This window comes from Sphingomonas telluris (genome assembly GCF_022568775.1).
GTDB classification, from domain to species: Bacteria; Pseudomonadota; Alphaproteobacteria; order Sphingomonadales; family Sphingomonadaceae; genus Sphingomicrobium; species Sphingomicrobium telluris.
On record NZ_JAKZHW010000002.1, the window covers coordinates 579,684 to 602,089 of the forward strand.

General features: G+C 65.2%; 23 protein-coding genes. 13 read left to right on the plus strand and 10 right to left on the minus strand.

The window, feature by feature from the left end:
• On the plus strand, nt 1-861 hold the full coding sequence (locus LZ016_RS13890) for an ATP-grasp domain-containing protein (RefSeq protein ID WP_241448049.1): 861 nt from the start codon (nt 1-3) through the stop codon (nt 859-861).
• Here the strand turns inward: LZ016_RS13890 and LZ016_RS13895 are convergent.
• The 4 genes from LZ016_RS13895 to LZ016_RS13910 are packed head-to-tail and all read right to left on the minus strand — an operon-like array spanning nt 781 to nt 4,497.
• Nucleotides 781-1,077 (minus strand): ribbon-helix-helix domain-containing protein, encoded by a 297-nt coding sequence (locus LZ016_RS13895; RefSeq protein ID WP_241448050.1) that lies wholly within the window; start codon nt 1,075-1,077, stop codon nt 781-783. The two genes, LZ016_RS13890 and LZ016_RS13895, sit on opposite strands and share 81 nt — an antisense overlap.
• Nucleotides 1,077-1,799: an acetoacetyl-CoA reductase gene (phbB, locus tag LZ016_RS13900; protein ID WP_241448051.1), complete on the minus strand. Its 723-nt coding sequence runs from the start codon at nt 1,797-1,799 to the stop codon at nt 1,077-1,079. Before phbB ends, LZ016_RS13895 begins: the two co-directional genes overlap by 1 nt.
• 32 nt (nt 1,800-1,831) lie before the next feature.
• The gene (gene hemH / locus LZ016_RS13905; protein WP_241448052.1) at nt 1,832-2,836 is read right to left on the minus strand and encodes a ferrochelatase; all 1,005 of its coding nucleotides are present in this window, start codon (nt 2,834-2,836) and stop codon (nt 1,832-1,834) included.
• Nucleotides 2,833-4,497, minus strand: coding sequence for a class I adenylate-forming enzyme family protein (locus LZ016_RS13910; RefSeq protein WP_366512932.1), 1,665 nt, complete (start codon nt 4,495-4,497; stop codon nt 2,833-2,835). The genes hemH and LZ016_RS13910 overlap by 4 nt, the downstream gene beginning before the upstream one ends.
• Nucleotides 4,498-4,561: 64 nt before the next feature.
• Between LZ016_RS13910 and lgt the strand changes: the two genes are divergently transcribed.
• The 5 genes from lgt to LZ016_RS13935 all read left to right on the plus strand — a co-directional run bounded on the left by lgt (nt 4,562) and on the right by LZ016_RS13935 (nt 9,087).
• A complete protein-coding gene (gene lgt, locus LZ016_RS13915) occupies nt 4,562-5,440 on the plus strand; it encodes a prolipoprotein diacylglyceryl transferase (RefSeq protein WP_241448053.1) in 879 nt (292 codons plus the stop codon).
• A complete protein-coding gene (locus LZ016_RS13920) occupies nt 5,368-6,417 on the plus strand; it encodes a class I SAM-dependent methyltransferase (RefSeq protein ID WP_241448054.1) in 1,050 nt (349 codons plus the stop codon). The genes lgt and LZ016_RS13920 overlap by 73 nt, the downstream gene beginning before the upstream one ends.
• Nucleotides 6,414-6,923: a GNAT family N-acetyltransferase gene (locus LZ016_RS13925; protein WP_241448055.1), complete on the plus strand. Its 510-nt coding sequence runs from the start codon at nt 6,414-6,416 to the stop codon at nt 6,921-6,923. The genes LZ016_RS13920 and LZ016_RS13925 overlap by 4 nt, the downstream gene beginning before the upstream one ends.
• Complete coding sequence (gene pgeF / locus LZ016_RS13930) at nt 6,920-7,690, plus strand: peptidoglycan editing factor PgeF (RefSeq protein WP_241448056.1); 771 nt, start codon at nt 6,920-6,922, stop codon at nt 7,688-7,690. The genes LZ016_RS13925 and pgeF overlap by 4 nt, the downstream gene beginning before the upstream one ends.
• A 92-nt stretch (nt 7,691-7,782) precedes the next feature.
• Nucleotides 7,783-9,087, plus strand: a complete 1,305-nt coding sequence (locus LZ016_RS13935) for a cystathionine gamma-synthase family protein (protein WP_241448057.1) — start codon at nt 7,783-7,785, stop codon at nt 9,085-9,087.
• Here the strand turns inward: LZ016_RS13935 and LZ016_RS13940 are convergent.
• The 3 genes from LZ016_RS13940 to LZ016_RS13950 are packed head-to-tail and all read right to left on the minus strand — an operon-like array spanning nt 9,084 to nt 11,631.
• Nucleotides 9,084-9,752 (minus strand): HAD family hydrolase, encoded by a 669-nt coding sequence (locus LZ016_RS13940; RefSeq protein WP_241448058.1) that lies wholly within the window; start codon nt 9,750-9,752, stop codon nt 9,084-9,086. The genes LZ016_RS13935 and LZ016_RS13940 overlap by 4 nt on opposite strands.
• Nucleotides 9,749-10,516: an NTP transferase domain-containing protein gene (locus LZ016_RS13945; protein ID WP_241448059.1), complete on the minus strand. Its 768-nt coding sequence runs from the start codon at nt 10,514-10,516 to the stop codon at nt 9,749-9,751. The genes LZ016_RS13940 and LZ016_RS13945 overlap by 4 nt, the downstream gene beginning before the upstream one ends.
• Nucleotides 10,513-11,631 carry a CDP-alcohol phosphatidyltransferase family protein gene (locus tag LZ016_RS13950; protein ID WP_241448060.1) on the minus strand — a complete coding sequence of 373 codons (1,119 nt, stop codon included), beginning with the start codon at nt 11,629-11,631 and terminating at the stop codon, nt 10,513-10,515. The genes LZ016_RS13945 and LZ016_RS13950 overlap by 4 nt, the downstream gene beginning before the upstream one ends.
• Nucleotides 11,632-11,726: 95 nt before the next feature.
• Between LZ016_RS13950 and LZ016_RS13955 the strand changes: the two genes are divergently transcribed.
• From LZ016_RS13955 to LZ016_RS13970, 4 genes are read left to right on the plus strand one after another with little or no spacing between them, the layout of a single operon-like run.
• Nucleotides 11,727-12,824: an ABC transporter permease gene (locus LZ016_RS13955; protein WP_241448061.1), complete on the plus strand. Its 1,098-nt coding sequence runs from the start codon at nt 11,727-11,729 to the stop codon at nt 12,822-12,824.
• On the plus strand, nt 12,821-13,612 hold the full coding sequence (locus LZ016_RS13960) for an ABC transporter ATP-binding protein (protein WP_241448062.1): 792 nt from the start codon (nt 12,821-12,823) through the stop codon (nt 13,610-13,612). The genes LZ016_RS13955 and LZ016_RS13960 overlap by 4 nt, the downstream gene beginning before the upstream one ends.
• The gene (locus tag LZ016_RS13965) at nt 13,612-14,562 is read left to right on the plus strand and encodes an MlaD family protein (protein WP_241448063.1); all 951 of its coding nucleotides are present in this window, start codon (nt 13,612-13,614) and stop codon (nt 14,560-14,562) included. The genes LZ016_RS13960 and LZ016_RS13965 overlap by 1 nt, the downstream gene beginning before the upstream one ends.
• Nucleotides 14,562-15,179: an ABC-type transport auxiliary lipoprotein family protein gene (locus tag LZ016_RS13970; RefSeq protein WP_241448064.1), complete on the plus strand. Its 618-nt coding sequence runs from the start codon at nt 14,562-14,564 to the stop codon at nt 15,177-15,179. The genes LZ016_RS13965 and LZ016_RS13970 overlap by 1 nt, the downstream gene beginning before the upstream one ends.
• Here LZ016_RS13970 and pepN read toward each other — a convergent pair.
• Nucleotides 15,176-17,800, minus strand: coding sequence for an aminopeptidase N (gene pepN / locus LZ016_RS13975; RefSeq protein WP_241448065.1), 2,625 nt, complete (start codon nt 17,798-17,800; stop codon nt 15,176-15,178). The genes LZ016_RS13970 and pepN overlap by 4 nt on opposite strands.
• 98 nt (nt 17,801-17,898) lie before the next feature.
• Between pepN and LZ016_RS13980 the strand changes: the two genes are divergently transcribed.
• Nucleotides 17,899-18,291: a DUF6491 family protein gene (locus LZ016_RS13980; RefSeq protein WP_241448066.1), complete on the plus strand. Its 393-nt coding sequence runs from the start codon at nt 17,899-17,901 to the stop codon at nt 18,289-18,291.
• A 1-nt stretch (nt 18,292) separates the two neighbouring features.
• Here LZ016_RS13980 and LZ016_RS13985 read toward each other — a convergent pair whose 3' ends face one another.
• The gene (locus tag LZ016_RS13985; protein ID WP_241448067.1) at nt 18,293-19,213 is read right to left on the minus strand and encodes a DMT family transporter; all 921 of its coding nucleotides are present in this window, start codon (nt 19,211-19,213) and stop codon (nt 18,293-18,295) included.
• The gene (locus LZ016_RS13990; protein WP_241448068.1) at nt 19,210-20,211 is read right to left on the minus strand and encodes a threonine aldolase family protein; all 1,002 of its coding nucleotides are present in this window, start codon (nt 20,209-20,211) and stop codon (nt 19,210-19,212) included. The genes LZ016_RS13985 and LZ016_RS13990 overlap by 4 nt, the downstream gene beginning before the upstream one ends.
• A 116-nt stretch (nt 20,212-20,327) precedes the next feature.
• Here LZ016_RS13990 and LZ016_RS13995 point away from each other — a divergent pair, with 116 nt between their 5' ends.
• Together LZ016_RS13995 and LZ016_RS14000 are read left to right on the plus strand one after the other, a co-directional pair.
• Entirely contained in the window at nt 20,328-20,717 is a 390-nt protein-coding gene (locus tag LZ016_RS13995; RefSeq protein ID WP_241448069.1) for a BlaI/MecI/CopY family transcriptional regulator, read from the plus strand.
• Complete coding sequence (locus LZ016_RS14000) at nt 20,717-22,390, plus strand: M56 family metallopeptidase (RefSeq protein ID WP_241448070.1); 1,674 nt, start codon at nt 20,717-20,719, stop codon at nt 22,388-22,390. Before LZ016_RS13995 ends, LZ016_RS14000 begins: the two co-directional genes overlap by 1 nt.
• Nucleotides 22,391-22,406: the final 16 nt, after the last annotated feature.

The following is a 22,406-nucleotide window of genomic DNA, read 5'->3' on the forward strand; positions in this document are numbered from 1 at the left end:
GTGCGTCTCGCATTTCTGGTCCCGGCGCCGGACTATCCGGACCCGTGGCGGTGGGCGTTCGACGCCGAAGCCGCGGCGCTCGAACGGCGCGGCGTGGCGGTCGATCCGGTCGTCTGGACGGATGCAGCGGATCTCGACCGGTACGACCTCATCCTGCCGCTCGTCACATGGGGCTACCACCTCCGCTACACAGAATGGCTCGCGTTCCTTGAGCGTGCGGAGCGGGAGAGACTGCCGGTCGCGAACCCACCGGAGCTGCTCCGGTGGAACAGCGACAAGGCCTATCTCGCCGAGTTCACGTGGAAGGGGATTCCCTGCGTCCCGACGATAGAGGCACAGGCGCTAAGCGACGCCGATCTACACCATGCCGCCCAGCAATTCGGAACCTCCGAGCTGGTGGTGAAGCCGCCGGTCTCGGCCTCCGCCACTGGTACGCACCGCATTCGACCCGGTGACGCCATCCCCGCCGGCGAGCGCGAACAGCGCATGATGATCCAGCCCTTCCTCCCGAGCATCGCGACGGAAGGCGAATATGCTCTGATCCACTTTGACGGTGTCCTCAGTCACACTCTGGTGAAGCGCCCGAAGGCAGGCGATTTTCGGGTGCAGCCAAGCCTCGGCGGTACCACCGAACCGTGCGACACGCCTGACGGCGCGGAAGATCTGGCGCAAGCGGTGCTGGCCGCTGCACCCGCGCCTGCAACCTACGGGCGCGTCGACATCATCCGAGGCCTGAACGGCGAGCTGCTGGTGATGGAGCTTGAGCTGGTCGAGCCCGCTTTATGGCTCGACGTCGCTCCGCATGGCGAGGCTGCCTTCGCCGACGCGGTCATCGCCGCTGCGGAGCGCTTGTCGAAATAGCCACTGCCGCAGCATCGAGGCGAGGTTCGGGGGCTTCGTACCCTCGATCCGCTCGGCATCGATCCGCGCAATCAGGGCATTGAGCGGCTGACCGGAATTCAGGGCCGCTCGTTCCAGCGCGGCCCAGAACATTGGCTCCAGGGCGACCGATGTTTCGTGGCCCGCTATGGTCACGGACCGTTTGACGGGTGGCGAGAAGTCTTGCGGCTCCGCCATCAATACATGTGCTGTCCACCGTTGATCGACAGTGTCGAGCCGGTGATGAAGCCGCCATTCTCGTCGACCAGGAAGGCGACTCCGCGGGCGATCTCGTCGGCGCGGCCGAGCCGGTTCACAGGGATGCGTGCGATGATCTTCTGCAGCACTTCCTGCGGCACTGCCGCGACCATGTCTGTGTCGATGTACCCCGGCGCGATGGCGTTCACCGTAACGCCCGAACGGGCGCCTTCCTGCGCCAGCGCCTTGGTGAAGCCGTGAATGCCGGACTTGGCCGCGGCATAGTTCACCTGGCCATACTGGCCGGCTTGGCCGTTGATCGACCCGATGTTGACGATCCGGCCGTAGCCGCGGCTCGTCATGCCGTCCCACACCGCCTTGGCCATGTTGAAGCAGCCGCCGAGGTTCGTATCCATCACCTCCTGCCACTTCTGGTGGTCCATGCGCTTCATCGTCGTGTCGCGCGTGATGCCGGCATTGTTCACGAGAACGTCGACCGAGCCGACTTCCTGCTCGACCTGAGCAACGCCGGCCTGGCAGGCGTCGAAGTCCGACACGTCCCACTTGAACGCGGGGATGCCGGTGCGTTCGCTGAACTCGCGCGCGCGTTCCTCATTGCCCGCGTAATTCGCGGCGACTTTCATGCCCTGGTCACGAAGCGCGACGCTGATTGCTTCGCCAATTCCACGGGTACCGCCAGTCACGATTGCAACGCGTGCCATGAGTCTCTCCCTGTCTCTCTCCAGGGCCCGAATTATGGATGCGGAAGCCAGCCTGCAAGTTCACGCCTGATAAGCGCCTCCAGCATCGCCATGCCATCGGCCGAATCGTTGAGGCAATGGAGACGCGCAAAACGATCGCCGCCAGCGGCCAGAAACGTCTCCTTGCCGCGAATCCCGAGCTCTTCGATCGTCTCGACGCAGTCGGCGGAGAATCCCGGCGCGGCGATGGCGACGCGCGTTACCCCCTCCTTGGGATATCTCGCGAGGACCTTGTCGGTGGCGGGCTCAAGCCATTTCGCACGGCCGAACCGCGACTGGAAAGCGATCTCCGTTGGAATGCTCAGTCGCTCGCCCAGCAAGCGCGCCGTCTTCTGGCAGTGGCAGTGGTATGGGTCGCCAAGCTCAAGCGTGCGCTGGGGCATGCCGTGAAAGCTCAGCACCAACCGCTGCGGCTCGAAGTCGAGCGCGCCCAATTGCCGTTCAAGGCTGGCCGCCAGCGCGTCGATGTGGACAGGCTCGTCGAAGTAGGGCGGCAGCGTTCGCAGCGACGGCTGCCAGCGCATTGCCGCAAGCGCCGCGAACACCGCGTCCTGCGCACTCGCGGTCGTGGCGCCGCAATATTGCGGATAGAGCGGCGCAGCGACGATGCGATCGCACCCCAGGTCGACCAAGCTCTGCAAGGACTTCGCGATTCCCGGATTGCCGTAGCGCATTGCGAAATCGACGATCACATCCGAGCCGAGGCGCTGCTGCAGCGCTTCGGCCTGACGCCTGCTGATCGCGGCGAGGGGCGATCCTTCCTCAGTCCACACCTGCTTATAAGCGTGCGCCGACTTCTTCGGCCGCGTGCGCAGGACCACGCCGTGCAGGATCGGGCGCCAAAGCCACTGCGGGATCTCGATGACGCGCGGGTCGGTCAGGAACTCCGCGAGGTAGCGCCGGACCGCTCCGGGCTCAGGTGCGTCGGGCGTCCCTAGGTTGATCAGCAGCACGCCGATGCGGCGCGGCTGCACTTGCGGATGATCGTTGGGCTTCAACTGCGGTACTGCGCCTTGATCGCGACGCGGTCGATCTTGCCCGTGCCGAGCTTGGGAAGCGGCTCGTCCGAGAAAATGAAGCGCTCGGGAATCTTGAAGGCGGCAATGCGCGGCTCAAGGAACGCGCGAAGGTCTTCCTCGCTCAGGTCGCTGTCCTCGTGAAGATAGATGACCGCAACAGGCACTTCGCCAAGCCGCTCAGAGGGCATCCCGAAAACGGCGGCCTCGGCCACCGCGGGGCAGGCGTAGATCTCGGCCTCCACCTCCGCGCAGGCGATGTTCTCGCCGCCGCGGATGATAATGTCTTTCTTGCGGTCGACGATGAACAGGTAGCCGTCCTCATCGAGGTAGCCGATGTCGCCGGTGCGGATGTAGCCGTCGGCCGTGAACGTGGCTTTCGTCGCTTCCGGGTCTTCCCAATAGCATTTGATGTTTGCGGCAGAGCGGATCGCGATCTCGCCGCGTTCGAACGGCAGTAGGGGAGCGTCGCCCGCGCCGAGGATCGCTAGGTCGACGAACGGCTTGTGCGCCCGCCCCGTGGAATCCGGCTTTGCGGCGTAATTGCCCCATACGTTGGAGCAGCCGACAGCATTCGTCTCCGTCAGGCCATACCCGAGCGCCGGCTGGGCTTTCGGGAATTCCTGCCCCAGCCGCTTGACGTGGCTAACCGGCCGGGGAGCGCCGCCCGCCGCGATGTCCGTCAGCGACGATAGGTCGTATTTGTCCCGATCCGGGTGATTCATGAGCTCCATGCTCATCGTCGGCACGCCGACGAAATAGGTGATGCCTTCCTTCTCGATCAGACGCAGCGCCTCGCCCGCATCCCACTTCGCCATCATCACCATGGTGCGGCTGATGACGAAGCTGTTGAGCATCACCGGGATCTCGCCTGTGACGTGGAAAAGCGGGACGTTGATCAAGGTGCGCTTGGCGGCCGGCGCTCTACCTTCTTCGGTGAGCAGTCCGAGCAGGACCATCAGGCCGATCGCATAGGTATAGACGCCGGTGGTGACCGCTCGGTGCGTGGACAGCGCGCCCTTCGCCTCCCCGGTCGATCCCGAGGTGAACAGGATCGTCGCTTCGTCTTCGGGACCGACGTCCGGCAGCACTGCGTCGCCGCTCCCGCCGTCGAGCAGTGGCGCAAGAGCCTGCTCCAGTGGCTGCTCGATCCTAAGGGTCACGAGCTTGCAGGTGCCGCAAACCCCCTCGATCCGCGTAGCTCGCGGCGCGTCGGCAATGATCAGGACCGGCGTGACCAGATCCAGCGCGTGCTGCATCTCGTGCGGCTGCCACCAGCCGTTGAGAAGGGTCGCGACTGCTCCCGCTTTCACGATTCCCATGTAGCTGACGACCCACGAGGGGCAGTTCCGCATGGCGATACCCACGCGATCTCCCTTGCGGATGCCGCGCGCCGCAAGCGCAAGCGCGACCTGCTCCGACCAGCGGTCGACGTCCGCGAAGGTCAGGCGCTCTTCGCCCGCAACGATGGCTTCCACCTGCGCGTTCAGGGCGCAGAATGTGCGGAAGAAAGTCGGCAGCGTGGCAGGAAAATTGGTGACGATGGCGCGCCCGTGCTCGTCCTCGCCGATAATCACTCGTCCGCCGGGTCCGGTCACCGCAGCCAGCATCTCGTCGTACCGCCGGTCGAGATCAGTCGGCAATTCCAACTCCTTTGCCTTTGACGCAGGCGACCTTATGAGGCGCTGTCCGTAAACGGGGAAGACCTTGGCGATACAAACAATAATCGGTGCAATCGTCTGGAACGATCTCGGCCTTGATCCGGTCGCTCTCGACCTCGGGTTCTTCCAACTGAGGTGGTACAGCCTTGCATATCTGGCCGGGATCTTTCTCGGTTACTGGTACCTGCTGAAGCTGATCAAGCAGCCGGGTGCTCCAATGGCCCGCCGCCATGCCGACGACCTGGTCTTCTACTCGGCCTTGGGCATCATTCTCGGCGGCCGCATCGGCTACGTGCTGTTCTACAACCTCAGCTATTACATCCAGCACCCGCTCGACATCCTGAAGCTTTGGGACGGCGGAATGTCCTTCCACGGCGGCCTCATCGGCACCGTGATTGGCATCCTCTACCTCAGCCGCAAAGAGAAGCTGCCCTGGCTGCGCATCCACGATTACGTGGCCTGCTGCGTGCCATTCGGGCTCTTCTTCGGCCGCCTCGCCAACTTCGTGAACCATGAGCTGTGGGGTGCGCCGACCACCGTGCCGTGGGCCGTCAGCTTCCCCGAAATGATTCAGGGTGTGATCGTGAATGGCCCGCCGCGGCACCCGAGCCAGCTCTATGAGGCGATCCTCGAAGGCATCGTGCTTTTCGCTATCCTCGCGTGGATGTTCTGGAGAACGCAGGCGCGGTACGAGCCGGGCAAGCTCGTGGGCGCATTCACCTTTTTCTACGGCCTCTTCCGTTTCCTCATCGAGTTCGTCCGTGAGCCGGACGCGCAGCTCGTCGGCTTTGCGCAGGCGACCGGCCTGCACATGGGCCAGTGGCTATCGCTGCCCATGATCATTCTCGGCGCGTGGCTGATGTGGACGGCGAAGGGCAGGCGCCAGCGGATCGAGCCGATCGCGGGCACGGAGAGCGTCGCCTGACACCTCTCGAACGGGCGCTGCGGGAGAGGATCCAGGCGGAAGGCCCGATCACCGTTGAGGCCTATATGGAGGCCTGCAACGCTTACTATTACGGCACGCGCGATCCGCTGGGTCGGGATGGAGATTTCACGACCGCGCCCGAAATCTCGCAGATGTTCGGTGAGCTGGTCGGCGCCGCGCTTGCCGATTGCTGGACGCGTGCGGGGCGTCCGGCGGACGCCGTCTACGCCGAGCTCGGTCCCGGTCGCGGCAGCCTCACGGCGGATGCGCTCCGCGTCCTGAGAAGCGCGGGCTTCGCTGGCAAGGTGCATCTCGTCGAGACCAGCCCAGTCCTGCGCGAGGCTCAGGCCAGGGCCGTCCCGGGCGCGCGGTGGCACGAGAGCATCGAAGACTTGCCCGCCAGACCCATGCTGCTCGTCGCCAACGAATTCTTCGATGCGCTGCCCATTCGGCAGTTCGTCGGCGGCATCGAACGGCGCGTGATCAATGCCGCTGGCGGCCTCGCCTTCGACCGCGACGGTGAGATCGTCGAGCAATCGCCCGCGCGGGAGGACGCTATGGCCGCCATCGCCACCCGCCTTGCCGGTAGCGGGGGTGCGGCGCTCCTCATCGACTACGGCCACGAAAAGAGCGCGCCCGGCGATACGCTCCAGGCCGTTCGCGGGCATTGCTACGTTCCGATCCTGACGGACGCCGGCGAGCAGGACCTGACGTCGCACGTGGACTTCGAAGCGCTGGGCCGTGCAGCGCGCGAGGCAGGAGCGGCCGTAACTCAGGTCATCACCCAAGGTGATTGGCTGAATCGCCTCGGTATAGGAGCGAGAGCAGCAGCTTTGGCGACGGCGAATCCCGAACGAATTCCGGAGCTTGAGACTGCAATCGACCGCTTGTGCCATGAGGAGCAAATGGGGCAGTTATTCAAGGTGATAGGCGCTCACGCAGACAATTGGCCGGCCCCCGCGGGCTTCGCCGAATGAGCTTCTCGTATCGCGCAGGCAGCCGCCGCGACGCCGAGACGGTCGACCGGCTCTTCCGCACCAGCTTCATGGCCACCTTCGCCCATCTGTATCGGCCCGAGGACCTCGACGCCTTCCTCAGCAAGTTTACCCCGCAGGCGTGGGAAGCGGAGCTTGCGGACGATCGCTTCGCTTTCCAGCTTGCCGAAGCGGACGGAGAGCCGGTCGGCTTCGTCAAGCTCGGACCGGCGGAGCTTCCCGTCGAGCGCAACGGCCCGGCGATCGAGCTGCGCCAATTCTATTTGCTTCACGAATGGCGCGGAGCGGGGGTGGCGCACGCGTTGATGAAATGGACGATGGAGGAGGCGAGGGTGCGCGGCGCCCGCGAAGTCTACCTGACGGTCTACACCGACAACCATCGTGCCCGTCGCTTCTACGAGCGCTACGGTTTTCAGGAAGTCGGTCCGTACAAGTTCATGGTCGGCGAGCAGGCCGACGAAGACATCATCATGCGAGCGCAGGTTTGAGCGAGGTCGAGGTATTCCGGTCCTCAATCCTCGACCGGGTTCCGCACGGCTTCCTAGGGCGCCGCGGCGGTGTTTCCGAAGGCGAAATGTGGGGCCTCAACACAGGCTACGGCAGCGGTGACGATCCCGACCTGATCGCAGAGAACCGCAGGCGCGTCGTGGAGGCCGTCCTTCCAGACGCGCAGCTTGCGACGGTGCACCAGGTTCATTCTCCGACGGTGGTCTATGCGGATCGCGAATGGCCTCACGACGAGCGCCCGAAGGCCGACGCCATGGTGACCGACCGGCCCGGCATTCTGCTCGGTGTCCTCGCTGCCGACTGCGCGCCGGTGCTGTTCGCGGACCGCGAAGCCGGCATCGTGGGCGCAGCGCATTCCGGCTGGCGAGGAGCGTTCGGCGGCGTGAACGAAGCGACGATCGAGGCGATGGAACGGCTCGGCGCCCGCCGCGAGAGGATCGCCGCAGTCGTCGGCCCCTGCATCGCGCAGAATTCCTACGAGGTGGACGAGAGCTTCCGCGAACGGTTCCTCGAGGTAGATCCGGAGAACGAGCGGTTCTTCGTCATCGGACCAGCGGGCAAGCCGCACTTCGATCTGCCGGCATTCGCATTGCACCGCCTCATCCGGGCCGGTGTCGGCGAAGCGGAGACGCTACGGCTGGACACCTATGCGGACTCCGACCGATTCTACAGCTACCGCCGGTCGACCCATCGCGACGAGCCGTCTTACGGCCGCCAGATTAGCGTGATCGGCCTGCCGGTTCGCTAGCAAGTCAGAAGCTCAGCTTATTGCCTTTTCGGGCGGCCTGATTGGCGCAGTCCGCGCTGTCGCGCTAAGGCGCCGCGCACAGGAGACATTTCTTGCCCACTGAAGACGATATCAGCGGTTCGCCGCAGCGCCGCCCCAAGCCGTCCACGACCAGCATCGGCAATCACAAGCTCAGGCCTTCGACCCTGATGCTGGGCTACGGGTTCGACCCGGCCTTGAGCGAGGGTTCGCTGAAACCGCCGGTCTTTCTCACCTCCACTTTCGTGTTCGAGAAGGCGGCGGACGGTAAGCGCTTCTTCGAAGGTGTCACCGGCAAGCGGCCGGGCGGCGCCGAAGGGCTGATCTATTCGCGCTTCAACGGTCCCAACCAGGAAATCCTCGAAGACCGCCTGGCGCTGTGGGAAGAGGCGGACGATGCGCTCGCCTTCTCCAGCGGCATGTCCGCCATCGCGACGCTGCTGTTGACCTTCGTCCAGCCGGGCGACGTCGTCGTCCATTCGGGCCCGCTCTACGCGGCGACGGAAACCCTGATCGCGAAGATCCTCGGCCGGTTCGGCATTTCCTATCTCGACTTCCCCGCGGGCGCGACGCGCGAGGAAATCGACGCGGTCATCGCCAAGGCGAAGGAAAAGGGACGGGTCGCGCTCATCTATCTCGAGAGCCCCGCCAACCCGACCAACGCCCTCGTCGACGTGGAAGCGGTCGCCGCGGCCCGAAACGCTGCGTTCCCGGAGGCGCAGCGTCCGCCGATCGCCATCGACAATACGTTCCTTGGTCCTCTCTGGGCGCACCCTATCAAGCAGGGCGCCGACATCAGCGTCTACAGCCTGACCAAATATGCGGGTGGTCACAGCGATCTCGTCGCAGGCGGCCTCGTCGGGCGTCAGGGGCTGATCGATCAGGTGCGCATGATGCGCAACACGATCGGGACGATCTGCGACCCGAATACGGCGTGGATGCTCCTGCGTAGCCTCGAAACGCTGGAGCTCCGCATGCAACGGGCAGGGCAGAATGCGGAGAAGGTCTGCGCCTTCCTGCGCGACCACCCGAAGGTCGAAAGCGTCGGCTACCTCGGCTTCCTCGAAGAAGGATCGCGCCAGGCGGACATCTACAAGCGGCATTGCACGGGCGCGGGATCGACCTTCTCGCTCTACCTGAAGGGCGGCGAGAAGGAGGCATTCGCGTTCCTCGACGCGCTGAAGATCGCGCATTTGGCGGTGAGCCTTGGCGGCACGGAGACGCTCGCGAGCGCGCCGGCAGCGATGACGCACCTTTCGGTCCCGGATGAGCGCAAGATGGCGCTGGCGATCACCGACAATCTGGTACGCATCTCCATCGGTGTGGAAGATCCCGACGATCTGATCGCCGATTTCGAGAACGCGCTGCGGTCGGTCTAGGACCAGTCCTCGATCGCCCAGCCGCGCTCGGCCGCGAGCGTCCGCAGCGGCCCGTGCGGGTTCACGGCCACGGCCTCGTCGGCCCACTCGAACACGGGCGCGTCGCTCGCATGGTCGGAATAGAAGCGGACATGGCCGCGCTCCAGGCCGCTCTTTTCCAGCCAGTCGGTGACCATCCGCAGTTTCGCGGGCCCGTAGCAATTCTCGCCGTCGATCTTGGCGTGCACACGCTCGTCGAGCCCTATGATCGAGCCCGTCCCGATAACGTCGTCGAAGCCGAGCTGCGCGCTGATGGCCTCAGCGTAGAGGCGATAGCTGGCGGTGGCCATGACGACGCGGCGGCCCTCCGCCTTGTCGCGAGCGATCGCCGCGCGAGCGCCGGGACGGACGTTCGATGCCGCGGTCTTTTCGGCGAAGCTGTCGACGAGCGGCTTTAGCTCGCGCGGATGACGTTTGTGGCCGAGCAGCAGGCGGTGGCAGATTTCCTTGAGCCGCGCCCGGTCGATCAGCTTCAGCGCGTAAGCGGCCATAGCAAGCGCTACGAACGGCAAAAGTAGGAGCCGCCAGGGCGCGCGGCGCACGGCGCAGTGCAGCAGGAACGGCGTGTAGGTCGCGTGCCGCGTGACGGTGCGATCCATGTCGTAGATGGCGAAGTCGGTCTTCATGCGCGGCCCTCGATAATGGCCGTCACAAGCTGATGATCTGCCGGCTTGTCTACGTCCACCGCGGCAAGCGGGTCGGAGAGTTCCACCGCGCGGATGGTGAGACCGAGCTTGCGGCCGACTCCGTCGAGCGCCTGCTGTAGCGTGCGAAAGCGCAGCGCGGCGCCGAGAAAGCCGAGAAAACCCAGCTGCCAGAGCACTCGAAGCACCTTCTTGCGGTCCTGCTCAACCGACTGCCACAGCTCGAGCGCGGGCTGCACTTGCGGGCCGCCAAGCAGGAACAGGTTCGCTCCGCTGTAGGCCCCGCCGCGGAACTTCAGCCAGGTACGTTGCGATTCCGGCAGGCGCTTCAGCAGAGAACGCCGTTCGACGAGACCGATCGCGATGTCTGCTCCCTGTGCCTTTGCGATGAAGTCATCGATCATCCCGGCGGTCAGGAGTGCATGGTCGGCAGTCGTCACCAGCAACGGCCATTGGGTATTCGGGTCGAGGCAGAACGCCTCGAGCGTGGAAGCGATCGTGCCTCCCGATGCTTCAACGCTGACGCGGTCGTCGGCTGGAAGGACGGCGCCGATGCGGTCCGGCTGCTGCGCGAGGACCCGGATTCGCTCGACGCTTCTGCTCTCGAGCAAAGCGCGAACCGGCCTGCAAACCATCGGTTCGCCGGCGATTGAAATGAGCGCCTTGAGGTCGGTGCCGTAGGCCTGGGCGAACGCGTCGACGCCGGGCCTCGATCCCGCAAGGACGATCGCGGTGACTTGGCTCATGCCAGCCAGGAGACGATCGGCTCGCCGCGGTCGTGCGCAGCCGTCGCCTGCGTCAGCCGTACCGCGTGGAAGATCAGCGAGAGCAAGGTCCACAGCGCGACCAACTCGATGCCGACGTCCGGATGTCCGAAAAGCAGCGCCGCGACGAGGATCACCATGTTCGGGTTGCGCCGGGCGGTGATCAGCCGGAACTGACTGTCGATTTTCTGCCAGACGTGGATGTGCATGCGGTTGAAGCGGCGCATGAAGATGCCCTCGATCACCCGCTGCGCAATATAGCCGCCGACGATCACCCACAGCAGAACGGTGGCGTAGACCGGCTCCAGCGGCGTTCCGTACGCGTCGAGGCCGTGGATCCATGCCCACCACCAGAAGGGCGGGTGGATGAGGTCGATGCCGTGGTCAAACACATTGCCCCATTTCGACGAGGCTCCGGTGCAGCGCGCGAGCTTTCCGTCGACCGTGTCGAGCACCATAAAGACGAAGCCCGACGCGACGCCGAGCCAATAGTCGCCGATCCAGAATAGATAGAAGGCGAGGACGCAGAAGACGGCGCCGATGGCCGTGATCATGTTCGGCGACATGCCCGCCTGCGCTGCCCAGCGGGTCAGATGGAACGCCGGCCTGCGCCACAGATAGAGCGTCAGGATGTCGGTGACGCCCTTGTAGGCGCCGTCGTAGGCCGCCTTCTCGACGCCGACCGGGCTCTCCGGATCGAGCGGCAGGACGAACGGCCGTTCGCGCTTCCGAAGTTGGGCGTTGTTCAGTTCCGCGCTCGCCGCATCGACGAGCTCGTATCCGTCGAGGGAGCCGCCTCCCTCCATTGCCGCCGCTACAGGCGCAGGGTCTTTTCCGGCCGGAACATGCGCCAGGACCGGCGTCCCCTGCAGCGTCAGTACGGCCCCCGGACGCCCCGAGATCTCGCGCAGCCACGCCGGGTCCCAGGCAAATGCCATGTTCGCGAGCAGTACCGGCAATCCAGGCGTAGGCTGGTCGGCCGTCTCCAGGCCCATGTTCTTTGCGATCCGGCAGGCACGAACCTTCGCGTCCATTCCGAAGAGCTGCGCCGGATTGGTCCCGACGGGCACGAAAAGAGGGCTGGGCTGACTGGCCATGAGCGGGAGCGCTTAAAGGGAAGAAGTCGGGCAAGAAAGTGGCGGCTTGCCTTCCCCTTGCCGGGAGTCCTGAATTCTAGCAGTGTCCGCGCCACATGGCGTCGAATGCGACAACTGCCGGTCCTACAGGCAACACGCTCCGCATTCGCGGAACGCTGACCATCACGCGCGCCGCCAGCATTCAGCGCGAGATCGATGCCGAGCCGGATCCTCTGACGATCGACCTGTCAGGCGTCGAGCGCATGGACACGGTGGGCGCATATCTCGTTCACCGCGCGATCCGCGACCGCGGCGCGAAGGTTGTCGGGGCAAGCTCCGAAGCGGAAAGCCTGCTTCATGAGGTCGCCGAATACGACAAGCCCACCAAGGTCCGGCCCGAAGAGCCTTCGAGCTTCGTTCGCGTCGTCGCCGAGCTTGGTGAGTGGGTTGCGGAGACCGGGCGAACCTTTCTCGGGTTGCTCGATTTCTTCGGTGCGACGCTGATCGCGCTTTCGAACCTCGTTGCTCGCCCCAAAAAGTTCCGCCTGAACGCCGTCGTCCAGCGGTTCGATGTCGTCGGCGTCCGCGCGCTCGGCATCATCGGGCTGATGAGCTTCCTCATCGGCATCGTCATCGGCCAGCAGGGCGCGGTACAGCTCCAGCAATTCGGTGCGGAGATCTACACGATCAACCTGATCGGCCGCATCACGGTCCGCGAGCTCGGCACGCTGATGACCGCCATCATGGTCGCGGGCCGCTCCGGTTCGGCCTTCGCTGCGCAGCTCGGGACGATGAAGATCACTGAAGAGATCGACGCGATGCGGACGATTGGCGTCTCGCCGATCGAAGCGCTCGTCATCCCGCGCCTGATTGCGGCCGTGGTAATGATGCCGCTGCTCGCCTTCTGGGCGATGCTGATGTCGCTGCTCGGCGGCGGCATCTTCGTTTGGCTGTCGCTAAGCATTCCGCCGCTGACTTACGTCCAGCGCCTTCAGGAGGTCATTCCGCTGACCGACCTATGGGTCGGCCTCATCAAAGCGCCGGTGTTCGGGTTCATCATTGCGCTCGCGGGCTGCTTCCAGGGCATGCTGGTCGAAAGCAACTCGGAGGAAGTTGGCCTCCGTACGACCACCGCCGTCGTTCAGTCTATCTTCCTCGTCATCGTCCTCGATGCCGTGTTCGCCGTCTTCTTCAGCGGGATCGGCTGGCTATGAAGGATTGCGAGCCGATCATCACGATCCGCGGCCTTGCCAACCGTTTCGGCGAACAAATCATCCATGAGAATCTCGACCTCACCGTGTGTCGCGGCGAAATTCTCGGCGTCGTCGGCGGGTCCGGTACCGGCAAGTCCGTTTTGATGCGCTCGATCATCGGCCTGCAGACTCCCGCCGCGGGTGAGGTCGAAGTGCTCGGCGAGAACATGGTCGGGCGGAGCGAGGACGAGGCGAAGAACATCCGCCGCCGCTGGGGCATCCTGTTTCAGAACGGCGCCTTGTTCTCGACCCTGACCGTCGCGGAGAACGTCGAAGTCCCGATCCGCGAATATTTCCCTTTCATCCTGCCGCCGCTGCTGGACGAGATCGCATCCTACAAGATCGCGATGGGCGGCCTGCCGGTGGACGCCGGACCCAAATATCCGTCGGAACTGTCGGGCGGCATGGTCAAGCGTGCGGGTCTCGCCCGGGCCCTAGCGCTGGATCCTGAGCTACTGTTCCTCGACGAGCCGACGGCGGGTCTCGATCCAATCTCCGCGGCCGCTTTCGACGAGTTGATCCTGTCGCTTCAGAAGCGGCTCGACCTCACCGTTTTCTTGATCACCCACGATCTGGACACGCTATACGCCATCTGTGATCGCGTCGCGGTTCTCGCGGATCGGAAGGTGATTGCAGTAGGAACGATCCCTGAACTCTTGGCTTTGGATCATCCTTGGATACAAGAATATTTTAACGGGCCGCGTGGTCGGGCCGCAGCGGATACGGCGAAGGAGCACGCGCAGGCCTGATGGAAACGCGTTCTAACTACGTGATGGTCGGTGCTGTGACGCTCGCGATGCTCGCGGGCCTGCTGCTGTTCACGGTCTGGATTGCCGGGCTCTCGAACAAGACGACCAAGTGCTACGATGTCTACTTCGCGCAGGGCGTCAGCGGCCTCAACAAGGGATCGAACGTCAGTTTCTCGGGCGTCCCCGTGGGGCAGGTGCAGCGGATTTCGCTGCTTCCTAATCGGCCGGAATTTGTCTGGGTCCGCATCGAGGTCGATAACGAGACGCCCGTGCTTCAGGGCACGACGGCGGAGATCAAGGGCGTCGGCTTCACCGGTGTCAGTGAGATTCAGCTGAGCGGCGCGGTGAAGGGTGCGCGGCCGATTACGCAGGCTGGCCCGCAGGGCTGCCCGGTCGTTCCGGCGAGTTCGGGCGGCCTCGGCGCTCTGCTCAACAGCGCGCCGGAGCTGATCGACCGCATCCAGCGCCTGACGGAGCGCCTGACCGAGTTGCTCAGTGACAAGAACCAAAACGCCGTCAGCGACATCCTCGAGAACGTGAACCGGACCACCAAGGTGCTGGCCGACCGCGCTCCCGAGATGGCCGACGCCATTGGCGATGCGCAGATCGCGGCTCGCAACGCCGGCGTCGCCGCGCAGCGGATTGCGATCCTGACCGACAATACGAACCGGCTGGTCGTCGAGCAGGGCGGACCCGCCGCGGAGGACCTGCGCAAGGCGATCGCGTCGGTTCAGAAGGCCGCCGACAATCTCGACGCGATCGTGTCGGATGCGCGACCGGGGATGCAGAATTTCAGCAAGTCGACCGTGCCCGAAGCCAACCGCCTGATCCGCGACCTGCGTGAACTGTCGCAGACCCTGAAGGGCGTTTCGGAACGCGTCGAACAAGGTGGCGTCGGCGGGACACTCGGCCCGAAGAACCTGCCCGACTACAAGCCAAGGAAGCAGTGATGAACTTGCCGACGCGTCTTCTGGGATCGGTTGCGCTGGCGGTGCTAGTCGGCGGTTGCTCGCTCAGCAGCGTCCTAGGCGGTGGCGGCAAGCCTCCCGCTACGCTGCTGACGCTGACGCCCGAGCTCGCCGCTCCCGGCGAGTTCGAGCGCGTCGCCAATGCGGGGCAGGCGGTCACGATCAACACGCCAGTCACATCCAAGGAACTCCACACGCTCCGCGTGCCTGTGCAGGTTACGCCGACCGACGTCCAATATGTCACGAACGCGCAGTGGATCGACACACCCGACCGGCTGTTCCGGGATCTCCTTTCCGAAACCGTGCTGAGGCGGACCAACCGCGTCGTGCTCGATCCGCGTCAGGCCGGCTTGGACCCGGGGCTCGTCGTCTCGGGCGAGCTTCAGCGCTTTGGCTACGATCCTGCGACAGGCCAGGCAGTCGTCCGTTTCGACGCCGCGCTGTCGACCGTCGGGGGAACGCGCGTCGAAACCCGCCGCTTCGAGGCTCAGGCGCCGAGCGACGGGAGCGCGGCCTCGATCGGCCCGGCACTCAACCGCGCGGCGAACGAAGTGGCGATCAAGGTCGCCGACTGGATTGGAAGCCGTCCCGCTTCCTAAGCGAGCGACTTGCTCACCTGCTCGAACACGTCGCGCGACAGGCCCGGCGTGTTCATGATCCGCTCCAGTTGCGACCGCATGAGCGCGGATCGCTTCGGCTCGAAGCGACGCCAGCGGCCGAACGGCGGCACCAGCCGCGCCGCGACCTGCGGATTCAGCTTGTCTGCGGCGACGATCATGTCCGCGAGGAAAGCATAGCCGCGGCCGTCGGCACCATTGAACGCCCAGTGGTTGACGCCGAACGTTCCGGCGAGCGCGCGTAGCCTGTTCGGGTTGGCGATCGTGAATTCGCGATGCGCCGCGAGAGTCAGCACCTGATCCAGCGTGTCGGTCCGTTGGGCGGCCGCCTGCAGCGCGAACCACTTGTCCAGCACCAGCGCGTCCTCGTGGAAGCGCTCGTAGAAGGCGGTGAGAGCCGCCTCACGCTCCGGAGCGTCGAGCGACACGAGCACGCTCAGCGCACCCTGGCGATCCGTCATGTTGTCGGCCACGTCGAACTGCGCCTTGGCCAGACCGGCGGCACGCGCCTGATCCGCCCCCGCGATCAGGCCGAGCGAGACCGAGCGGAGGCGCCGAGTGCCCTTTGCAAGCGGAGACAGGTCTGCGCCTGATCCGGCATCGGCAGCCTGGGCCTTGGCCAGATCGTCCATCAACGCGCTTCCGAGCGCATGGCGGAGATGTTCGCGCGAAGAGTGGATCGCATCCGGATCGACCACGTCCATGCGCTCCGCGATGACCGCTTCGGTAGGCAGCAGGATCGCCTCGGCCTTGAACGCCGGATCGAGCTCGTTGGAGCGCAGCGTGTTGCCGGCCGCCCGGATCAGCGGCTCGGCGTCGACCGCCTCACCCCGCGCTCCGGCGAGCAGCGCTTCGAAGGCCAGTTCCTGCATCGCCTCGTAGCGCGCGAAGGGATCGGCATCGCTTTGGGCGAGCCGCTCGAGCTCATCGCCCTTACGCTTCGCACGGACCACGACAGGCGCCGAGAAACCACGGTTGATCGACAGTAAGGGCGCTTCGTCGAGTCCTTCGAACCGGACGGTCTGTTCCGGCCGATCGAGGAGGATGAGCTGCTCCGACGCAATCTCGGCTCCGCTGGCTTCCCCGAGCAACGCCGTTCGCAGCGGGATCGGCATGGGCGCCTTGGACGGCTGGCCGGGCGTCGGCGCGACTCTCTGGCCAAGCTTCAAAAGCGCGGTGCCGGTGTCGGCATCATAGTCGATCCGCGCGTCCACCTGCGGCGTTCCGGCCTGCGAGTACCAGATCTTGAAGGCCGACAGGTCGACGCCGCTCGCATCCTCGAGCGCCTTCACGAAATCGTCGCAGGTCGCTGCTTCGCCGTCGTGCCGGTCGAAATAGAGGTCGGTGCCGGCGCGGAACTTCTCCGGTCCGAGCACCGTGTGGAACATGCGGATCAGCTCGGCGCCCTTGTTGTAGACCGTCGCCGTGTAGAAGTTCGAAATCTCGATATAGCTGTCCGGACGGACGGGGTGCGCGAGCGGACCGGAATCCTCCGGGAACTGCGCCATCCGGAGCACGCGAACGTCCTCGATGCGCTTGACGGCGGCGCTGCCCATGTCGGCCGAGAAGCTCTGGTCGCGGAAGACCGTGAAGCCCTCCTTCAGGCTGAGCTGGAACCAGTCGCGGCAGGTGACCCGGTTGCCCGACCAATTGTGGAAATATTCGTGCGCGACGACGGCTGCGATGGCGTCGAAGTCCGCATCGGTCGCAATCTCCGGATCGGCCAGGATGTAGCGCGAGTTGAAGACGTTGAGGCCCTTGTTCTCCATCGCGCCCATGTTGAAGTCGGAGACGGCGACGATGTTGAACTGGTCGAGATCGTACTCGCGGCCGTAGACCTTCTCGTCCCACGCCATCGCGGCCTTCAAGCTGGCCATCGCATGACCGGTCTTAGGCAGGTCCGCTTCGCGCACCCAGATGGCGAGATCGACCTTGCGGCCGCTCATGGTCGTGAAGGTGTCGCGGTTCGGCTTCAGGTCTCCGGCCACGAGAGCGAAGAGATAGGATGGCTTCGGGAACGGATCTTCCCACTCGGCCCAGTGGCGGCCGTGCTCGCCCTTGCCACTGGCGAGCTCGTTGCCGTTCGTCAGCAGGATCGGGAAGCGCTGCTCATCGGCATCCATGCGGACGCGATAACGGCTGAGGACGTCGGGCCGGTCGGGGAAGAAGGTGATGCGGCGGAAGCCTTCGGCCTCACACTGCGTGCACAGCATTCCGCCGGACGCGTAGAGGCCCATCAGTTTGGTGTTCTGGGCCGGATTGATTTCGACTTCGGTCTCGAGGTCCGCGCGGTCGCCTTCGATGTCGACGACGAGCTGCGGTCCCTCCATCCGCCAGGCTACATCTTGCCCGTTCGCAAGGACGTTCAGGGGCGTCAGTTCATCGCCGTCCAGCCGCAGCGGCCGGTCATGCGCGCCATTGCGCTCGACGGTCAGGCGCGACCGCACCCGAGTGACGTCCGCGTCCAAAGCAAAATCGAGGGCGATCTCCGGCACGAGCCAGTCTGGCGGCCGGTAGTCTTCCCTGCGGATCGTAGCGTGGACGGGGGCGGGCGGAGCTTCCGGCGCAGTCTCTGCGTCCGGCAAGGTGCGTATATCGGCCATGGGCGCGACTTAGGCACGGGTTCATTGCGGCGCAATCCGAACAAGCGCAGAGGAAAGCGGAAGCCGCCAGGACGTTTCGCCCCGAAGGAGCATCTGCGATGAAGCTAGCTTTCCTTCCTCCCGTCATGCTCGCTGGATTCGCCGCAGCCTGCACTCAACCCACGAACGACGCGCCCGCGTCAGCTGCCTCGACGCCCCGCGAGTGTTTCCGCGCCGCGGAGGTCAACGGCTACCACCCGCGGACGCCCACGTCGGTCGACGTGCAGGTTGGGGCGAGCCGATACTATCGGCTTGAGCTGCAGGGCACCTGCCCGAACGTCGACTGGTCGAACCGGGTTGCGCTCAAGACCCTCGGTGGAAGCAGCTGGATCTGCCAGGGCAATGACGCGGAAATCATCGTTCCCAACGCCGGCATGCCCGATCGCTGCCTCGTCGAGAGCGTCCGTCGCCTGAGCGACGAGGAAGTGAAGGCGCTAAAGCTGCATCCGTGACTTAAGCGGCGTCGGGAGGCACGACGACGTTCCGCCCACGCGTCAGGGCTCCAAGCATCCCGCCGAGCGCCAGGAAAGCGCCCGCGACTGCCAACGGCGTCCAGCGATAGCCTTCCAGCGCCGTCGAGAAGGCCATGGCGATGATCGGCACTATCACACTCGAATAGGCCGCCTTCGCGGGGCCGATCTTGCGGACCACCGGATAGTACAGGCTGAACGTCAGCACCGACGCCGGCAGGGCAAGGTAGAGGACGCCGGCCCAATAACCGATGCGATTATCGAACACCGGCGGGCCGGCCATCGTCAGCGCGAATGCGACATTCAGCATGGCGCCGGTCGCCATCGACCAGGCTAGCATGGCGAAGAGCGGAAAGCGCCGGACTTCCGGGCGAGCCTGGTAAACGTTGGCCGCCGACGCTCCGATCATCCCCACGAACGTCAGGCCGAGGCCCACCGCGATTTCATCCGCTCGTGCGGCATGCTGCTGAAACTCATGCACGAACAGCATGCTGATCCCGACGATCGCGACGAGAGAGCTCCACACGAAGCGCTTGCTCGGCCGATGGCCGAGGAATGCCCATGCCATCAGCGTGCTGGGAATGAGAAGCAGGGCGAAGATGGTCGCGACGATGCCGGACGTGATGTGCCGCTCGGCGAGGTAGACGGCGTTGAAGTTCACGCAGAACTGGGCAAGCCCGAGGAACAGTGCCGGCAGCAGCGCTCCACGCCCCAGTCCCAGCTTTTCGCCTTTCCACCGCGCAACCGCGGCCATCGCAACGGACGCGAGGATGAACCGGTATGCGACCGACCATTGCGGCGGCACCGTGCCGATCTGGTCGCGAATGACGATCCAGGTCGACCCCCAGATGGCCGTAAAGATAGCGAATGGCAGGACGACGTCCGTCGCCCGTGAGTGCCTCACAGGGCAGCGATGGCGGCCGCCAGCCGCTCCACGGGTTCTCCGCCTTGGTCCCAGCTGGTGACCAGGCGAATTTCGCCCGGAGCCCAGTCGTAGAAGTCGAAGCCGGCTGCCCGAAGCGTGGCCGCTTCATCGGGAGTCGCGCGAACGAAAATCTCGTTGGCCTCCACGGGATAGACCAGGCGCTCGCTGGCGGCCGCCGCAATGGTCCGGGCAGCGGCGTTCGCCGAGCGGGCGTTCTCGAGCCAGAGGTCGTTCTCGAGCATGGCCAGGATCTGCGCAGCCATCATGCGGCCTTTCGAAAGGAGATGTCCGGCGCGCTTGCGGCGGACGGCGACCTCTTCGGCGAGCCCGGGCTTGAAAAGGATCAGCGCCTCGGCGTTCAGGCCGCCGTTCTTCACGAAGCCGAACGACAGTGCTTCGACGCCCGCTCGCCACGTCACGTCGGCCGGGCTTGCTCCCGTGCTGACGATCGCATTGGCAAAGCGTGCGCCGTCCATGTGAAAGCCGAGGCCGTGGGCCTTCGCGCGTTCGCCAAGGGCGCAGACTTCATCGGCCGTATAGGCCAGCCCGTACTCGGTGGCATTGGTGATCGACAGCGCTTTGGGTTGGACCTGGTGCACGTCCTTGCGGATGCGCGCGACCGCTGCATCGACCGCCTCCGGAGCGACCTTGGCGCCCGGGCCGTCGACGAGCATCAGCTTCGCGCCGTGCGTGTAAAAGGCGGGCGCCCCAGCCTCATCATTCTCGATATGCGCATCGCGGTGGCAGATGACCGCGCCGAACGGCGGGCAAAGTGCCGCCAGCGCAAGGCAGTTCGCTGCGGTACCCGTCGCGACCCACAAGGCGCTCAAGTCTGTCTCGAACAATTCCGAGAAGGCGCCGTCCAGCTTCTGGCTGAGCTCGTCGCCGTCATAGGCGGTGCTCAGCTCGTTGGACTTCGCAATGGCCTCGATCACCGCCGGATGGGCGGCTGCCGCATTGTCTGAGAAGAACCGCATGACGTGCCGAATGGCGGCGGCGGCACCGCCGGTCAATGGCAGCGAAATTTTGGGGCTTGCGCGTGCGCTACAAATGTAGCACGCTACAAAAGTAGCGCGAAAGGATTCCGAGTCTTATGCTCAACAAGCTGCCCCCAAGAGAGCGCCAGATCGTCGACCTGCTGTACCAGCACCACGGCGGTCTGCTGGTCGCGGAGATCTGCGAATCGCTCCCCGACCAGCCGAGCGGATCGGCCGTGCGGACGATGCTCAAGCGGCTCGAGGACAAGGGATACGTGCAGCGCACGGAATCCGAGAAGGGCTTCCTCTACAGCCCCGCAGTCTCCGACGCGGTCGCCCGCAAGACCGCTCTGTCGGACGTCGTCCGGGTCTTTTTCAACAATTCACCGGCCGGAGCGGCTACTGCGCTGCTCGGCATGTCCGGGCTCGACTCGTCGGAGCTGGATGAGATCGAAGCGATGATCGCCAAGGCTCGCGCCGCCAAGAACGGCAAGGGAGCGAAGTGATGGAATATCTGCTTTCAATCGCCGCCAAGTCCCTGCTGATCGCGGGCGGAACCCTGCTGCTCCTTAAGGTAATGCACCGGCGGTCTTCGTCAGACCGCAGCTGGGTCGCACACCTCGGCCTGCTGGCGTTGCTGCTGCTGCCCGTCGGCGCGCTGGCGCTCCCGGCACTGAACGTCGTCGGACCGGCCTTCCTCGCCACGGACGCGACGCCCGTATTTTCTCCCGCACACAACGGCACGATCGTGGATGCTCCCGCCGCGTCGGAGGTCGCGAGCAGTACCGAACCCTTTCAGCCTGCGACGGCAGGCGGCGGGGGCGCCGGCATCGATTGGCTCTTCTGGGCCTATGTCGCTCCGGCTGGCATGCTCCTTCTGCTCACCCTGATCGCGCTCGGTCGGCTGCGGCTGCTGAAGGCGAGGGCGAAAGTTCTGCTCGAGCCGCACTGGCTGCAGGCGCTGGCGCAGGCGCAGCACCGCATGGGCTTCAAGAACGGGACTGCACTGCTGACCAGCGATGAGCTCCGCTCGCCGATCAGCTGGGGCCTGATGCGTCCGGTGATCCTGCTCAACACCGACGCGACCAAGGCGCGCGACGAAGCCGAAGCGATCATCGCCCACGAGCTGGCGCACGTCGCCGGCCTCGACTGGGCGAAGCTGATGCTTTCGCGGATCACGGTGGCCCTGTTCTGGTTCAACCCGCTGGTCTGGCTGTTGGCTCGTGAGGCGCACCAGCTTCGCGAGGAAGCGGCCGACGACGCAGTGCTGGCAGCGAACATCGAGGATACTCAATACGCCAACCTGCTGGTCGGCATTGCGCGACACGAGTGCAACGGATTGCTGCTCGGTGCGCACGGCGTTGCGCCCGGCAAGGGGTCGCTGACACGCCGCGTGAAGCGCGTGCTCAACGCCGCGCTCGAGCGGGCACCCGGCGGGTGGCGGTGGAGCAGTGCGGCGGCGTTCTTCGCCGCTGGCATGACCGTTCCGGTTGCTGCTCTCCAGTTCGTGGCGCCGACCATCGCCTCGGCACAGTCGGAGGGAAGGTTCGTGGCCGACGCACCGCCTGCGCCCCATTCCGTGGCGAATGTCGCCGAAGCTCCCGCGCCGCTCGCGCCCCCGGCAGTTGCTCAAGTTCCGGCTCCGCCGGCCACGCCGATCGCTCCGGAGGCGCCTCGCGCAATGGTGGACGTGAGCGCAACCACGCAGGCGGCACTCGCAGCAGCGAGTCACGCGACCGCCGAAGCGCATGACGCGATCGATCGAGCGATTGCGCTGAAGGCCGTCGGCGCTTCGCCCGCCTATGCCCAGGCACTGCGAAACGCTGCGCCGAATATGCACCTGTCGAACGAGGACATTATTGCGCTCAGGGTGATGGCGATTACTCCGGAGTATCTCGGGGATCTCGCGCGATCCGGCCTTCCAAACCTCGATGCGGACGCTGTCGCCGAAGCGCGCGCGCTCAACATCGACGGCAATTACATCCGGGGAATGGCCGCGGCCGGATATCGTGGGATCTCGCTCGACGATCTCAGCCAGATGAAGGCGGTGGGGATCACGCCTGCGGACGCCGCGCGATACCGAAAGGCGAGCCGCGGTCTTCCGAGCGTGGACGCGCTGGTCACGGCCAAGACGTCCGGCCTGACGCCGGAGGACATCGACCCCGACGACGGCGAGTGACGCCGACCGACTGAAC

Bases quoted from the DNA above. Each gene is read 5' to 3' on its own strand.
- LZ016_RS13895 (WP_241448050.1), bottom strand. From the start codon at position 1,077: ATGGCGGAGCCGCAAGACTTCTCGCCACCCGTCAAACGGTCCGTGACC.
- phbB (WP_241448051.1), bottom strand. From the start codon at position 1,799: ATGGCACGCGTTGCAATCGTGACTGGCGGTACCCGTGGAATTGGCGAA.
- LZ016_RS13925 (WP_241448055.1), top strand. From the start codon at position 6,414: ATGAGCTTCTCGTATCGCGCAGGCAGCCGCCGCGACGCCGAGACGGTC.
- LZ016_RS13940 (WP_241448058.1), bottom strand. From the start codon at position 9,752: ATGAAGACCGACTTCGCCATCTACGACATGGATCGCACCGTCACGCGG.
- LZ016_RS13945 (WP_241448059.1), bottom strand. From the start codon at position 10,516: ATGAGCCAAGTCACCGCGATCGTCCTTGCGGGATCGAGGCCCGGCGTC.
- LZ016_RS13950 (WP_241448060.1), bottom strand. From the start codon at position 11,631: ATGGCCAGTCAGCCCAGCCCTCTTTTCGTGCCCGTCGGGACCAATCCG.
- LZ016_RS13955 (WP_241448061.1), top strand. From the start codon at position 11,727: ATGGCGTCGAATGCGACAACTGCCGGTCCTACAGGCAACACGCTCCGC.
- LZ016_RS13960 (WP_241448062.1), top strand. From the start codon at position 12,821: ATGAAGGATTGCGAGCCGATCATCACGATCCGCGGCCTTGCCAACCGT.
- LZ016_RS13965 (WP_241448063.1), top strand. From the start codon at position 13,612: ATGGAAACGCGTTCTAACTACGTGATGGTCGGTGCTGTGACGCTCGCG.
- LZ016_RS13970 (WP_241448064.1), top strand. From the start codon at position 14,562: ATGAACTTGCCGACGCGTCTTCTGGGATCGGTTGCGCTGGCGGTGCTA.
- pepN (WP_241448065.1), bottom strand. From the start codon at position 17,800: ATGGCCGATATACGCACCTTGCCGGACGCAGAGACTGCGCCGGAAGCT.
- LZ016_RS13980 (WP_241448066.1), top strand. From the start codon at position 17,899: ATGAAGCTAGCTTTCCTTCCTCCCGTCATGCTCGCTGGATTCGCCGCA.
- LZ016_RS13990 (WP_241448068.1), bottom strand. From the start codon at position 20,211: ATGCGGTTCTTCTCAGACAATGCGGCAGCCGCCCATCCGGCGGTGATC.
- LZ016_RS13995 (WP_241448069.1), top strand. From the start codon at position 20,328: ATGCTCAACAAGCTGCCCCCAAGAGAGCGCCAGATCGTCGACCTGCTG.
- LZ016_RS14000 (WP_241448070.1), top strand. From the start codon at position 20,717: ATGGAATATCTGCTTTCAATCGCCGCCAAGTCCCTGCTGATCGCGGGC.